The sequence below is a fragment of the Bradyrhizobium barranii subsp. apii genome, assembly GCF_011516635.5.
Lineage (GTDB): Bacteria > Pseudomonadota > Alphaproteobacteria > Rhizobiales > Xanthobacteraceae > Bradyrhizobium > Bradyrhizobium barranii.
Window position 1 is genome coordinate 7,073,155 of the sequence record NZ_CP096255.1, and the last position, 14,492, is coordinate 7,087,646.

Annotated in this window: 11 protein-coding genes; 6 read left to right on the top strand and 5 right to left on the bottom strand. The window is 63.6% G+C overall.

Annotated elements, in window-relative coordinates; genetic code table 11:
- Positions 1-3: 3 nt before the first annotated feature.
- Both ntrB and HAP41_RS34010 read right to left on the bottom strand, forming a co-directional pair.
- On the bottom strand, positions 4-900 hold the full coding sequence (gene ntrB / locus HAP41_RS34005; RefSeq protein WP_166089812.1) for a nitrate ABC transporter permease: 897 nt from the start codon (positions 898-900) through the stop codon (positions 4-6).
- Between the two features lie 61 nt (positions 901-961).
- Positions 962-2,275: a CmpA/NrtA family ABC transporter substrate-binding protein gene (locus HAP41_RS34010; RefSeq protein WP_063984796.1), complete on the bottom strand. Its 1,314-nt coding sequence runs from the start codon at positions 2,273-2,275 to the stop codon at positions 962-964.
- 673 nt (positions 2,276-2,948) lie between these two features.
- Between HAP41_RS34010 and HAP41_RS34015 the strand changes: the two genes are divergently transcribed.
- From HAP41_RS34015 to HAP41_RS34025, 3 genes are all read left to right on the top strand, one after another.
- The gene (locus HAP41_RS34015) at positions 2,949-3,788 is read left to right on the top strand and encodes a formate/nitrite transporter family protein (RefSeq protein WP_028146778.1); all 840 of its coding nucleotides are present in this window, start codon (positions 2,949-2,951) and stop codon (positions 3,786-3,788) included.
- A gap of 55 nt (positions 3,789-3,843) precedes the next feature.
- Positions 3,844-5,580: a bifunctional protein-serine/threonine kinase/phosphatase gene (locus HAP41_RS34020; RefSeq protein ID WP_166089786.1), complete on the top strand. Its 1,737-nt coding sequence runs from the start codon at positions 3,844-3,846 to the stop codon at positions 5,578-5,580.
- 234 nt (positions 5,581-5,814) lie between these two features.
- Positions 5,815-6,114 (top strand): hypothetical protein, encoded by a 300-nt coding sequence (locus tag HAP41_RS34025; RefSeq protein ID WP_166089783.1) that lies wholly within the window; start codon positions 5,815-5,817, stop codon positions 6,112-6,114.
- A gap of 226 nt (positions 6,115-6,340) precedes the next feature.
- Here the strand turns inward: HAP41_RS34025 and HAP41_RS34030 are convergent, their stop codons facing one another.
- A complete protein-coding gene (locus HAP41_RS34030; RefSeq protein ID WP_166089780.1) occupies positions 6,341-7,258 on the bottom strand; it encodes an intradiol ring-cleavage dioxygenase in 918 nt (305 codons plus the stop codon).
- Positions 7,259-7,420: 162 nt separating this feature from the next.
- On the opposite strand from HAP41_RS34030, the gene HAP41_RS34035 reads away from it, so the two are divergent.
- The 3 genes from HAP41_RS34035 (at position 7,421) to HAP41_RS34045 (ending at position 11,709) form a co-directional block, all read left to right on the top strand.
- Positions 7,421-8,695, top strand: coding sequence for a serine hydrolase domain-containing protein (locus tag HAP41_RS34035; protein ID WP_166089776.1), 1,275 nt, complete (start codon positions 7,421-7,423; stop codon positions 8,693-8,695).
- Between the two features lie 400 nt (positions 8,696-9,095).
- The gene (locus HAP41_RS34040; protein WP_166105621.1) at positions 9,096-10,553 is read left to right on the top strand and encodes a sensor histidine kinase; all 1,458 of its coding nucleotides are present in this window, start codon (positions 9,096-9,098) and stop codon (positions 10,551-10,553) included.
- Positions 10,554-10,575: 22 nt separating this feature from the next.
- On the top strand, positions 10,576-11,709 hold the full coding sequence (locus HAP41_RS34045) for a mandelate racemase/muconate lactonizing enzyme family protein (protein ID WP_166089760.1): 1,134 nt from the start codon (positions 10,576-10,578) through the stop codon (positions 11,707-11,709).
- Positions 11,710-11,727: 18 nt separating this feature from the next.
- Here HAP41_RS34045 and HAP41_RS34050 read toward each other — a convergent pair whose 3' ends face one another.
- Together HAP41_RS34050 and HAP41_RS34055 are read right to left on the bottom strand one after the other, a co-directional pair.
- Positions 11,728-12,006 (bottom strand): hypothetical protein, encoded by a 279-nt coding sequence (locus HAP41_RS34050; RefSeq protein WP_166089748.1) that lies wholly within the window; start codon positions 12,004-12,006, stop codon positions 11,728-11,730.
- A gap of 97 nt (positions 12,007-12,103) precedes the next feature.
- Positions 12,104-14,407 (bottom strand): TonB-dependent receptor, encoded by a 2,304-nt coding sequence (locus HAP41_RS34055; RefSeq protein ID WP_166089743.1) that lies wholly within the window; start codon positions 14,405-14,407, stop codon positions 12,104-12,106.
- Positions 14,408-14,492 lie beyond the last annotated feature (85 nt).

Genomic DNA, 14,492 nt, shown 5'->3' on the forward strand with positions numbered 1-14,492 from the left:
CCCTCAGTTCTGCGCCGTGCCGCGGGTGACGATCCTGCCGAGGCCCGCGATCAGGCGGTCGAGCACGAAGCCGACGATGCCGACATAGAACAGCGCCAGGATGATCTCGCTGATATGCGAGGAATTCCAGGCGTCCCAGATGAAGAAGCCGATGCCGACGCCGCCGATCAGCATTTCGGCCGCGATGATGGCGAGCCAGGACAGGCCGATGCCGATGCGCAAACCGGTAAAGATGTAGGGCGCCGCCGCCGGGATCATGATCTTGCCGAAGAACTCGAGCGGATTGAGCTGCACCACCGCGGCGACGTTGCGGTAGTCCTGTGGGATGTTGCGGATACCGACCGCGGTGTTGATGATGATCGGCCAGATCGAGGTGATGAAGATGACGAAGATCGCCGATGGCTGGCCGTCGCGGAACGCCGCGAGCGACAGCGGCAGCCAGGCCAGCGGCGGGATGGTGCGCAGCACCTGGAACAGCGGATCGAGCCCGCGCATCGCCCAGACCGACTGCCCGACCAGCACGCCGAGCGCGATGCCGGCGATGGCAGAGAGCGAATAGCCGAGCGCGACGCGCTGGAGACTGGCGGAGAGATGCCAGAACAGGCCCTTGTCGATGCCACCATGATCGAAGAACGGATCGAAGATCAGTTCCTTGGTGTCCTTGAACACCTTTGACGGCGGCGGCAGCGCCGAGCCGGCGCGGCGGCACACCAGCTCCCACACCAGCGTCAACAGCGCGATCACGACCAGCGGCGGAATCACGCGCACGGCGGTCTCCCTCGCCATACGCGCGTAGGCCTCGCTGCGCGGCGGACGCTTGAGCGTCATCGCGACGACCGGCGCGGAAGCACCCGCAGGCGTTGCGGTCTCAACCTCAATCTTCGTGGCAGGCATGTTCATTGAAAATCCCTCTCCGGCTTCAAAGGACGACGCGGCCGCCTGACGGCGGCCGCGGGCTCCATCAGACTTCGACGCGCTTGATCGCGAGCGATTTCAGATAGGCCGCCGGATTTTCGGGATCGAACACCTTGCCGTCGAAGAAGGTCTCCTTGCCGCGCGAGGTGGAGGCCGGGATCTCGGAAGCCGCGACGCCGAGGGTCTTGGCCGCATCGCGCCACATGTCCTCGCGGTTGACCTTGCCGATCAGCGCCTTGCTGTCGAAGGAAGCTTCATATTTGCCCCACCGGATGTCCTCGGTCATGAACCAGAGATCATGGCTCTGGAACGGATAGGAGGCGAAGTCGCGCCAGTACTTCATGATGTGCGGTGAGTTCTCGACCACCTTGCCGGCATTGCCGTAGTCGAACTTGCCCTTGGCGCGATCGGCGATGTCCTCGACCGGGCAGTTGATCCACTGCCGTTTCGCCATGATGGTCGCGAGCTCTTCCTTGTTCTCCATCTTGTCGGCCCATTGCTGCGCCTCCATCACGGCCATCAGGATCGCCTTGGCAGCCTTCGGGTTCTTGTCGACCCAGGCCGCGCGCATGCCGAGCGACTTTTCGGGATGCTTGCTCCAGATCTCGCCGGTGTTGACGGCGGTGTAGCCGATGCCCTGATGCACGAGCTGCCCGGGCCAGGGCTCGCCGACGCAGAACGCGTCCATGGTGCCGACCTTCATGTTCGCCACCATCTGCGGCGGCGGCACGGTGATGGTCTCGACGTCCTTGTCGGGATCGATGCCGCCGGCGGCGAGCCAATAGCGGACCCAGAGGTCATGTGTGCCGCCCGGGAAGGTCATCGCGACCTTGGCCGACTTGCCATCGGCCTTCTTCTTCTCGAACGCCGCCTTCAGCACCGACGCGTCGGCACCGACCTTGAGGTCGGCATATTCCTTGGCGACCGAGATGCACTGCGCATCGAGATTGAGCCGCGCCAGGATGTACATCGGGGTCGGCTGGTTGTTCTGCGTCACCTTGCCAGCGGAAATCAGGTACGGCATCGGGGTCAGGATGTGCGCGCCGTCGATGCCGTTCCCCTCCGAGCCGAGCACGAGATTGTCGCGCGTGGTGCCCCATGAGGCCTGCTTCTGCACGTCGGTGTCGGGCACGCCGTATTTGGCGAACAGGCCCTTGTCCTTGGCGACGAAGAGCGGACCGGCATCGCTCAACGCGATGAAGCCGAGCTTGGCGCCCTTGACCTCGGGGCCTGCGTCCTGCGCGAAGGCGCCGGCGGGGAAATTCAGCTTGGCGGCGGCGAGAAGAGCGGCGGTGCTGCCGGCGGCCTTCAACAATTGACGGCGGCTCAGGCCCGAGGGCTGGCGGGTGCGCTTGGTCATAGGCAGTGTCGTCCTTTGCATCGTTGCAGAATTGATGGCGTCAGTGCGCGCGAGCGGCCCGTCCGTCCGTGACGCCAGAAACAGGCGCATGCGAACGCATGGCGGGGGAGACCCCCGTCTGGTGGCGTCGGCAAATCGGATGAGAAGTCTCGCGGGACGGCTTCAATGGCGTCGGCTTGAATGATTCAAGCTTCATGCCAAGCCCGCCACTCCGAAAAACGTCGAAAAATGAATGGGTTATTGACGCCGCGCCAGACTGTCGCAGGCCTGCTGCGCACGCGGATTTTGCGGATTGCTCATTCCTTGTGCGCCGCACAAATCTTATGCAGCCGCCCAAGCAAAAGGCCGTGCGTCCGCAAAAGTCAGCTGAACGCGCGCGACATCCGATTGATATCGCTAGCCTTTTTGAACACGCCAACACGGCACGCAACTTGCTTCTTCACCGACGTCAACGAAGACTGCGGCTTGCCGCATTGTTGCAGCCTCTGGCGGCTGCATCCCGGAAGCTCAACTGCTTCGCGGCCCTCCCGGCTCAGTCCTCGTGACGCGATTCCCAAGGCTTCCAAACCTTCCATAGCCCTCGTGCGCGGCAGAGCTGTCCGCACGGCCAATGATGTTCAGCTGCGCTCTCTCGGGCGTGTCGATCTCACTTACGAAGCAAAAGGAACCATTGATGTCGTATCTCGCGCCTTCGGAATTCGTCACCAAGATGGTGGATGCGGGCGAGTCCAAGATCTTCATGTCCACCCGGGATACTGCCATCCGCGCCTTCATGGCCGGCGCCATCCTCGCACTCGGCGCATGGTTCGCCATCACCATCAACGTGAACACGGGCCAGCCGCTGATTGGCGCGATACTGTTTCCGGTCGGCTTCATCATGCTGTACCTGCTCGGCTTCGATCTGCTCACCGGCGTGTTCGTGCTCTCGCCGCTCGCCCTGATCGACAAGCGTCCCGGCGTCACGCTCGGCGGCGTGCTGCGCAACTGGGGCCTCGTCTTCGTCGGCAACTTCGCCGGCGCCTTCACCGTCGCCTTCATGATGGCCTTCGTGACGACGTTCGGCTTCACGCAAGACCCCGACAAGGTCGGAGCGGCCATTGGAAACATCGGCGAAGGCCGAACGCTCGGCTATGCCGCGCACGGCGCGGCCGGCATGGCGACGCTGTTCATGCGCGGCATGCTGTGCAACTGGATGGTTTCGACCGGTGTCGTCGGCGCCATGATCTCGACCTCGGTTCCCGGCAAGGTCATCGCGATGTGGATGCCGATCATGCTGTTCTTCTACATGGTGTTCGAACATTCCGTCGTGAACATGTTCCTGTTCCCGTCCGGCCTGATGCTCCATGCCAAATTCTCGATCATGGATTATCTGATCTGGAACGAGATCCCGACCGTGCTCGGCAACCTCGTGGGCGGCCTCGCCTTCACCGGCATGACCCTCTACGCCACCCACGTCATGACCAAGCCGAAGCGTCAGGCCGGCAAGGCTGCACCGACCCGCGTTGCGGCCTGATACGTCTCGACAGAGGAGCCTCGCCCGGCCAGGGTGAGGCTCCCTTCGCCTGGTGATGACGATGACCCGCGGACTCCTGATCTCTGTCGGCCAGCACTCCGACAAGGGGCGCAAGCCCGTCAATCAGGATTTTCACGGCGTCCTGATTCCGGAAGAGCCGCTGCTCGGCCTGAAGGGCATCGCGGCCGTTCTCGCCGACGGCATCTCCAGCAGCACGGTGAGCCAGATCGCCAGCGAGTCGGCGGTCAAGAGCTTCCTGATGGACTATTACTGCACGTCGGAATCCTGGACGGTGAAGACCTCCGCCCGCCGCGTGCTGGACGCGACCAATTCCTGGCTGCACTCGCAGACGCGCAAGAGCCAATATGCCTACGATCGCGACAAGGGTTATGTCTGCACCCTGACCGCCATGGTTATCAAGGCGACCACGGCGCACATCTTCCACGTCGGCGACTGTCGCGTCTACCGCGTCGCCGGCAAGGCGCTCGAGCAGCTGACCGACGATCACCGCATCATCATGTCGTCGGAGCAGACCTATCTCGGCCGCGCGCTCGGCATCAATCCGCAGCTCGAGATCGACTACCAGGCTTTCGAGATCGAGGCCGGCGACACCTTTATCCTGGCGACCGACGGTGCCTATGAATTCGTCGACCAGCGTTTTATCACCAGCGCACTCGGCGAGCACGCAGCCGAGCTCGACGGCGCGGCAAAGGCGATCGTCGAGGAAGCCTATCGGCGCGGCAGCGACGACAACATCACCGTCCAGATCCTGCGCATCGACGCGGTGCCGCAGCGCGAGCCGGCCGGCATCTTCAATCAGACGTCACAGCTGCCGCTTCCTCCGTTGCCGGAGCCGCGAGCGGTCTTCGACGGCTACAGGATCATCCGGGAAATCCACGGCAGCAGCCGCAGTCATATCTATCTCGCCGTCGATGTGGAGACCGAGGCGCCGGTCGCGCTCAAGCTGCCGTCGATCGATTTGCGCGACAATGCCGCCTATCTCAAGCGCTTCCTAATGGAGGAGTGGATCGCGCGCAGGATCGACAGCCCGCACGTGCTGAAGCCGCTGTCACAATCGCGACGGCGCAGCTACCTCTACGTCGCGACCGAGTTCGTCGAAGGGCAGACGTTGAAGCAGTGGATGACCGACAATCCGCGCCCCGATCTCGAAACCGTCCGTGGGCTGGTCGAGCAGATCGCCGCGGGGCTGCGCGCCTTCCACCGCATGGAAATGCTGCATCAGGACCTCAGGCCCGACAACATCCTGATCGACAAGACGGGCACCGCAAAGATCATCGACTTCGGGTCGATCAGGGTCGCGGGCGTCGCGGAGGCGGCGCCGCGAGACGAGGCCGACGACATCCTGGGAACGGTCCAGTACACGGCGCCGGAGTATTTTCTTGGGCAAGGCGGCTCGCCGCGCTCCGACATGTTTTCGCTGGCCGTGATCTGCTACCAGATGCTGACGGGAAAGCTTCCCTATGGCACCCAGATCGCCAGGATCCGGCGCAAGGCGGACGCGCGGAGACTTCAATATCGCCCGGCCGACGACGATCGCAACGTGCCGGCCTGGGTCGACGGCGCGCTCAGGCGCGCGCTCCATCCCGATCCCTACAAGCGGCACGAGGATCTGTCCGAATTCGTCTTCGAGCTTCGCACGCCTAATCCGGCCTATCTCGACACACGGATCACGCCGCTCCTGGAGCGCAGCCCGCTGATGTTCTGGAAGCTGACCACGGCAGCGCTTGCTTGCGCAGTCGTCGTGCTGCTGGCGCTGCTGCACGGGCGATAGGGCGCAGAAGGGCGCAGACGTCCACTTCTAGCGGCCAAGTGGAACCATTATCGTTCGTCAGAGCATTGCCGCTGGTGACCCATATGCGACATCGGCCAAATAGCCCAAACATCGCGCGATTAGCCGGGTTTAAAGGTTGATTGCGGCTAGACGTTTTTGCGCTCGACTATGCCGTCGCGACGGCGTTGAATCCGCTACGCGGGCTCTTTTGTTTCAAGGAGGGAGGACCGAAAGGTGAAGACAACGATCATCGCACTTTGTGCCGCCGCTCTCATCGCCGCCGCACCAGCCGCGCTTGCGCAGGGTGTACCAGGCAAAGCACTTGGTCTGCAGCATAAGATCTCTAAGAGACATCACCCGGGCGTCCCCGGCTACGCTCCGCTGCATGAGCTGCAAACAATGGGATCGAAGAAGGGCTATCCGGGAGCTTTCGGTTACGCGCCTAATGAACCCAGTCGTTTAGACAGAAATCTCGAAGCGTCCAGACAAGCTGGTGGTGGTGGCGGCGGCGGTGGCGGAGGGAGTGGCATGTGAACCCACGCGCTGCACGAACAGGCGGTATCCGTCCTGCTTAATCGGGACGCTCCGGGGGCGTTAAGGCCGGCTCGCCTCGCGTCTTCTTTATGTTCGCAGTATGTTTGTTGTTGGCCCAACTCGGACATCCAGTGAGGTCCGCTGTTGCGCAGCTACCAGAAGCACAGCGGATGTCGCACGCGCCCTGACTACCGAGCGGCCGAATGTGCGCTCCAGCTGCGGGCCCTCACGCCGGCTCCTCCGCCTTCACGCCCAGCGGCTTCGGCGCCATGCCGCCGCCCGGCTTGAGGTGAAATTCGTAGGTCATCAGGTGCCACTGCCCGTTTGCCTTGGAGCCGTCGGGCATCGCCGGATCGTTGCGCGGCTCGACCTTGGCGACGAGGTCGTCCTTGACCCCGAACACCACGTCGGAATCGAGATATTTGTCGCCATCCATGAAGACGTGCGTGATCAGCGGCTCGTAGCCCTTGGCATTGACCAGGAAGTGCACATGCGCGGGACGCATCGGATGCCGCTTGGTCTGCATGATCATCTCGCCGACCGGGCCATCGGTCGGGATCGGATAGCTGCACGGCAAAATGGTGCGGAAGAAGAAGCGGCCGTCGGCGTCGGTGATGAAGCGCGCCCGCGCCGAAGCGCCGACCTCGTCGTAGTTCGGCTTCTGTGAATCGTAGAAGCCGTCATCGTCGGCATGCCAGACGTCGACGGGAACGCCCGCAAGCGGCTTGCCCTTGAGGTCGGTGACGCGGCTCTGCACGAACATCCGTTCGCCGGTCTGATTGTTCGGCGAGATGTCGGTGCCGTGCGCGGTGACCTTGTGCTCGCCGACATAGAACGGGCCGAGCACCGTGGTCTGGGTGGCGCCCTCGCGATCCCTGTGGTTGACGGCGTCGACCAGCATGGAGACCCCGAGCACGTCGGAGAGCAGGATGAATTCCTGCCTTGTGTCGGTGCATTTGTGGCCGGTGCGGGTCAGGAAATCGATGGCGTATTCCCATTCCTCGAAGGTGAGACCGGTCTTGCTCACGTAATCGTGCAGCGACTTCACCAATTCCTGGAGCAGGAATTTTGCCCGAGGGTTCGGCGTATTGTCGAAGCTTTTGACGACGGCTTCGGTGAGTTCGGTCTCGTTGAACTGGGTCATGGTGCGTTTGCCCTGAGTTTTCTCGTTGGCCCGGGTGGGCTCCTTGGAGGCGTTCCACAGTGCAGCCTACACCAGCAGGCCCGGCCGCGTTAAGCGCAACCGGCTTGGAATGGGGCCGGCATTTCGCTATCAACTTTCCGACAAAACGCCCCGGAGGAACTGATGCTCGCCCCTACCCCCGCCTCGCCCGAATCCGTGGGCATGTCCAAGGCCGCGCTCGACCGCGTCGATGCGCATCTGAAGAGCCGCTACATCGATGCCGGCCGCTTCCCGGGCACGCACCTGCTGGTCTATCGCCGCGGCAAGGTCGCCCACAGCTCGGTGCAGGGCTTTGCCGACGTCGAGCGCAAGGCGCCGGTCAAGGACGACACCATCTACCGCATCTATTCCATGACCAAGCCGCTCACCAGCGTCGCCTTCATGATGCTGGTCGAGCAAGGCCTCGTGGCGATCGACGAGCCCGTCGCCAAATACATTCCGGAATGGAAGGATCTCGGCGTGTTCGTCGCCGGTACCGCGCCGGCCTTCCTGACCCGGCCGCCGTCCCGGCCGATGCTGATCGTCGACCTGCTGCGGCACACCGCCGGTCTCACCTACGGCTTCCAGCAGCGCTCCAACGTCGATGCCGCCTATCGCACCGAAAAGATCGGCGAAGTCGAGAAAGCCGGCACGCTGCAGAGCATGATCGAGGCGCTGGCAAAGATTCCGCTGGAGTTCTCGCCGGGCGAATCCTGGAACTACTCGGTGGCGACCGACGTGCTTGGCTATCTCGTCGGCAAAATCTCCGGGATTCCCTTCGAGCAGTTCCTCAAAACGCGCATCCTCGATCCGCTCGGCATGACCGACACTGATTTTCACGTGCCGGCCGCCAAGGCGCATCGCTTCGCCGCCTGCTATTCCGCCGATCCGGGTGGCGGCATGACCTTCCATGCCGGCCAGCGCCGCGAGGGCCTGACGCTCCAGGACGACCCGACCAAGAGCTCGTTCCTGTCTCCGCCCTCGTTCATCTCGGGCGGCGGCGGACTATGCTCGACGGTCGCCGACTATCTCACCTTCTGCCGTGCGCTGCTCAATGGCGGCGAGCTGGGCGGCGTCCGCCTGCTCGGGCCGAAGACGCTGGCGCTGATGACGAGCAACCACATTCCGGGCGGCCGCGCGCTGCCGGAAGTGTCCCGTTCGCTGTTTTCGGAAGCCACCTATAACGGCATCGGCTTCGGCCTCGGCTTCGCCGTGACCATGCGCCCGGCGGAGACGCTGATCGCCGGCAGCCCGGGCGAATATAATTGGGGCGGCGCGGCCACGACCTCGTTCTGGATCGACCCGGCCGAGGAGCTGATCACCATCTTCATGACGCAGGTGCTGCCGTCGAGCGCCTATCCGCTCCGGCGCGAACTGCGCAGCATGGTCTATGCCGCGATCACCGAGAGCAATCTCTGAGCTACGTCTCAACGAGAACGGGCCCTCGCGATCGATCGCGAGGGCCCGTCGTTGCCTAGTGCATATGGCCGACCAGATAAATTCCGCCGCCGAGCACCAGAACGGCGGGCACGGCCCACAAAATCAGAACTGGCATTGCGTCATTCTCCTCAGTTGGACGTGCAGACCTTGACGGTCTTCATGCCGCTTTCAGCCTCGGTCCGCGACTTGACGCCCGCGACCGCGCTGCAAAATCCCGCTCTGACGTGCTCGCCGGACGCGAAAATCGTGGCGCGGTGCAAGTCTCACCCGTATGGTCTCCCCAAAATCATAATCCGGCGCCGCTGCGCTGGAACCGGGACGCCCGCGCTTGTCAAAGCTCACTCTGCCGGTCCGGCTCGCTCTTCTGGTCACGGGAACGATGTTGCCGCTGATCGTCTTTGCGGTGGGTATTGCCTATTCCAACTACCGCCAGGACCGCAGCGACGCGACACGACGCGTGCTGGAGACGGTGCGAAGCATGCGCCTCGTGCTCGATTCCGAAGTGCAGCGGATGACCGGCGGCTTGCAGGCGCTGGCGCTCAGCAACGCCCTGCAAAGCGGCGACTTCGACGACTTCCGCCGGCTGGCAACCGGGTTCATCAGCCAATATGGCGAGGACAGCGTCCTGCTGGTGGCGGACGGGAGCGGGCACCAGCTGTTCTCGACCGTCACGAGTGAAACGACAAACCTGCCACCCCGCAACAATCGCGAGATCGTCGAGCGGGTATTTGCGAGCAAGTCACCGCAATATTCCGACCTGTTCACCGGCTCGACCAAGAACCGGCCGATCGTGACCGTCGAGGTTCCCGTGCTGCGCAACGATGAGGTCGTCTACGCGCTCTCCTTCAGTCCGCCGATCGCGACCTTCCAGAAACTGGTCGAGCAGCAGCGGCCGAACGATCAATGGACGGTGTCGCTGCTGGACACCAAGGGTCGCGTGTTCGCGCGCGCGCCAAATCCGGCCGAGACGTTCGGCAAGCAGGCCTCCGGCGCACTGAACGATGCGATGGCCCGGACGCCGGAGGCGACCCTCGCCACCGTTTCGCTCGATGGCGTCGCGCTGTCCTCCGCCGATACGCGGTCGCGGCTGACCGGCTGGACGGTCGTGGCCGGTGTCGCCGAGAGATCGCTGATCGCCCCGCTCTGGCGCGACATCGCGATCACCAGCCTGATCGGCGGCATCCTGCTGCTGACCGGCCTGACCTTCGCGGTGCGGATGGCGACCACGATCGCGCGCGGCGAGATGCTGCACAATCTGCTGATCGAGGAGCTCAACCATCGGGTCAAGAACACGCTGGCCTTGATGCAGGCGATCGCGGTGCAGACCTTCCGAAGTTCAAGCCGGGACGAGCGGACCAAGTTCGAGGGACGGCTCGGTGCGCTCGCCGAGGCGCATAATCTCCTGAGCCAGGGGAAATGGGCGGGCTCGGAGCTGAGGGACGTGATCGCGCGCGTGCTCCAACCGTTCCTGCTGAGCAATCCCGATCGCATCCGCATGGCCGGCCCCACCGTGCCGCTGTCGCCGCGGCTCGCCGTGGTGCTGTCGATGATCGTGCACGAGATCGCCACCAACGCCGCGAAATACGGCGCGCTGTCGAACGAGACCGGCCGGGTCACGCTGGACTGGGAGGTCATCGCCGACACGCCGAAGCCGCGGCTGCGGCTGATCTGGAGCGAGATCGGCGGACCGCCGGTGACGGAGCCGGTGCAGCGCGGTTTCGGGTCGCGCCTGATCGAGCGCAGCGCGCGCGACCAGCTCGGCGGCGAGGCGACCGTCGACTTCCTGCCGCGCGGCGTCGTCTGCACGGTGACGTGCGTGCTGGACGAGGCGCGGTGAACGGATTGAAGGAATATCGGCGATGAAGATCACCAAAGTGCGCACGCACATCCTCGAAGCAAAGCTCTCGCAGCCGTTCGCCTATTCGCGCGCCTGGTACGACACGCGCACCGCGATGCTGGTCGAGATCGAGACGGATGACGGCCTGACCGGCTGGGGCGAATGCTACGGGCCGGCGCGGATGACGGCGGCGGTGGTGCAGAGCATCGCGCCGTGGCTGATCGGCGAGGATCCGCTGCGCACCGACGTGCTGTGGCAGATGGTCTACGCACGCTTGCGCGATCACGGCCAGAAGGGTGTCGTGATCCAGGGCCTGAGCGGCATCGACATCGCGTTGTGGGACATCAAGGGCAAGCATTTCGGCGTGCCAGCGCATCAGCTTCTCGGCGGCGCCGCGCGCAAGGAGATAGCGGCCTATGCGACCGGGCTCTACCGGCGCAAATCAGGCGATCCGCTCAAATACCTGCCGGAGGAAGCGGCCGGCTGCGCCGCGGAAGGTTTCCGCGCCGTGAAGCTGAAGGTCGGCTTCGGCATCGCCGAGGATGCCGCGGTCACCCGCGCGGTGCGCGAGGCGATCGGCCCGGATGTCGCGCTGATGGTCGATGCGAACCACGCCTATGACGCAGTGGCGGCGATCCGGCTCGGCCGCATGATCGAGCGCTACGACATCGGCTGGTTCGAGGAGCCGGTGCCGCCGGAGGATGTCGCGGGATATCGCGCGGTGCGATCCGCGCTGACGATTCCCATCGCCGGCGGCGAATGCGAATTCACCCGTTTCGGTTTTCGCGACCTGTTCGCATCGCATGCGCTGGACATCGCCCAGCCCGACACCTGCGCCGCGGGTGGCCTCTCCGAATGCAAGAAGATCGCCGACATGAGCGAGGCGTTCGGCATCCGCTACAATCCGCATGTCTGGGGCACCGGGATCGCGATCGCGGCCTCGCTGCAGCTCCTCGCCGTGCTGCCGTCACACACGCCGACCTCGCTTGCGCCGATCGAACCGATGCTCGAATTCGACCGCACCGAGCATCCGATCCGGCAGGCGATTTTGAAGGAGCCGATCGAGCACAAGAAGGGTTTCGTGCGGGTGCCTGACAGACCGGGGCTAGGTATCGATATCGACCGCGAGGCGCTCGCGCGCTTCGCGGTTCAATAGAAAAAGCGGTCGACGCCGTTAATTCGGCGGCACGTCGATCGGAACGAGAAACGCGAAGCCATATTTGGCGTCCTCGCCGCGCGCCTCATCGAGGCCGCGTCCAAGTTCCACCGCGGCAATCTCGGCGGGAAGCGCGAGCCTGACCTGTCGGACATGATCCGGGCGCAGGAGAGGACGCCCACCTGAACGCATGCTCTCCAATTCCTGGACGAACCAGGCTTCCTGCACGCGCGCCCGGGCGGATCGCAGTGAGCTGGCCGAGAACGCCAGAACCGGTCTCTGGTTGATCTCCAGCACGAAGCAGCGCTGTCGCGCCGCCTGTGCGGCGCGATTGCTCTTGCGTGCCGTCGACCTGCCTTCAGCTCGGCCACTCGCGCGTGTCATCTCAACACCATCAGAAGTTCGCCGTGGCTGACAATCTGAACACACGTGGAGACCCCGGCGTGATGTTGTTATTCCCGTCCGCGGTCGAATAGTACTTCCGGTCGAGGAGATTTTCGATGTTGAGCTGGGCCCGCCAGGTCTCGTTGAGCCTGAAGAACACGGCGGCGTCCACCCGCGTGAACTCCGGAATCAGCACGGTGTCGTCGGACGATGCGAAGAAGTTCGAGTAGTGGATCACACCGAGGCCCGCGGCCCACTGCTCCGTGAACTGATACCTGTTCCAGAGAGAAAAGGTATTGTACGGCACAAGTCCCACGCGGTTGCCGGCGACAATGGTCGCGGAGTTGTTGCTGGTGATCCGCGCATCCGTGTAAGCGTAGCCGCCCGTGATTTGCCAGGCGTCCGTCACGTAGCCTGTCAGAGACGCTTCGAGGCCGCGGGTCTTGGTGGCTCCGCTCAGGATGAAGAATCCCGCATTGTTGGGATCGGCAAAGCGCTGATTGGTCCGGTCCAGTTCGTAGATCGCCGTAGCGAACTGCAGGCTCGGGAAGATGTCGTATTTGAGCCCGACTTCCTTGTTCACGAACTTCTCGGGCGCTGCGATGGCCAGGCCCGGTGTCAGAGCGCTGAACTGGTCGCCGGCGCTCGGCAGATACGAGATGCTGTAGCTGCCGTAGATCGACAGGTTTTCGAGCGGCTTGAACAGGACACCGGCGCGTGGCGACACCAGATCATCAACCCGGTTGAGCTCGACGAATGTGCGACGGTCTCGCGACGTCAGGTCGAAGTGATCGAACCGCAAGCCGCCGATCAGCTCCAGATAGCGCGTGATCTCGACCTGGTCCTGAACGTAGACGGCGCCGAGATTGAGCTTGTAGGTGTTGTTGGCGTCGGTGCCCCCGTTATTGGCGAAAGTGACCGGAACGTACGACGTCGGATTCCTCGGATCGATCGTGATGGTCGATGATACGCCATTGAAGAGCCCGCTCTGCCGGTAGTTCAGGCCGTTCTGACGGCCCACCTCGGCACCGAAGACGACGGTGTGACGAATTGGGCCCGTCCCGAATTTGTAGGTGAGATCGGTCTGGTTGAAGTAATTCGTCCGGTCGGTCTCGTTATTGTATGCTTGCAGATTGCTCGAGGTTCCGGCGGCATTGACGGCACCGGAATTGGCTCCTCCGCCCGGATAGATGTTCTGGTAGAACTTGTCGTAGTTGGCGATCTGCGACGAATTCTTGATCGTCCACCCGTTCTCGAAATCGTGCTCGACGACAGCGGTTCCGATATCCACATCGGCGAGCGCATAGTTGAGGTTGGGATTGCCGAAGAACGCAGACGGCGACGTATCGTGGGGATAGCGCGGGAAAGCGTTTCCGGGGCGGATCTGCGAAGGGATGCCGCGATCCACGGTACGCCGGTCGTGCAGATGCTCGTAGCTCAGCTTGACCGTCGTGGTGTCGTTCGGCGCAAAGGTCGCGGTAGGATTGATCGCCCAGCGTTCGAGGTTGACGAAATCGCGATAGCTCTGCGTGTTTTCGTACATCGCGTTGAGGCGGAAGGCCCAGTTCTCGTTGATCGCCTGGCCGACGTCGGTGGTCACGCGGGCGCCGGGATAGGAATTGCCGCCGACCGTCACCTCGCGAATGGTCGTACCGTCGGCCTCCTTGAGTACGCGGTTGACGACGCCACCGCCGCGGCCGAAGATCATCGCGTTCGGCCCCTTCAGGACCTCGAGCCGCTGAATGTTGTAGAAGTCGCGAAAATACTGGACGTCGTCGCGGATGCCGTTGGTATAGAAGTCGGCGTTGCTGCGCTGGCCGCGGATGACGAGGTCGTCGCGATGCGATTCGCCCTGGTGATAGATCACGCCGGGCACATAGCGGGTCGCCTCGCCGATCGAGGTGAAGGCCTGGTCCCTGATGAAATCCTTCGTCAGCACCGTCACCGACTGCGGCACGTTGAGGAGAGCCGTATTGGTCTTCGTCGCGCTGGTCATGCTCCGCGTGACATAGCCCTTCTGGCCGGTACGCGCGTCCTGATTGTTGACGCTCGGCGGCTTCTTCTCGACCGGTGCGACGGTGGCCGTCCGGCGATTCGATCGCGCTGCGCGCGAGGTGGTCGCTGTCTGCGCCCGGCGGGCGCGCTGCTGCGGAGCGGAAACGACGACTGACGGCAAGGCTCCCGCCGCCTGCCCCTGCTGTGCGGAGGCCGGGCCCGCCTGCATCGTCAGCCCGCCACTGAATGACAGCGCCGCCGTTGTCGACAGCAGAAAACCACGCAACGCCTTACGGCCACCCCAACAACCCAATTCCATCTGCAACGCCCCAAAAGCTTCGCGTGCCGCTCTGAAAGACGGCTTCGCGGTCCCAAACTGGGGCGCATCTGCAATGCGAAGAATT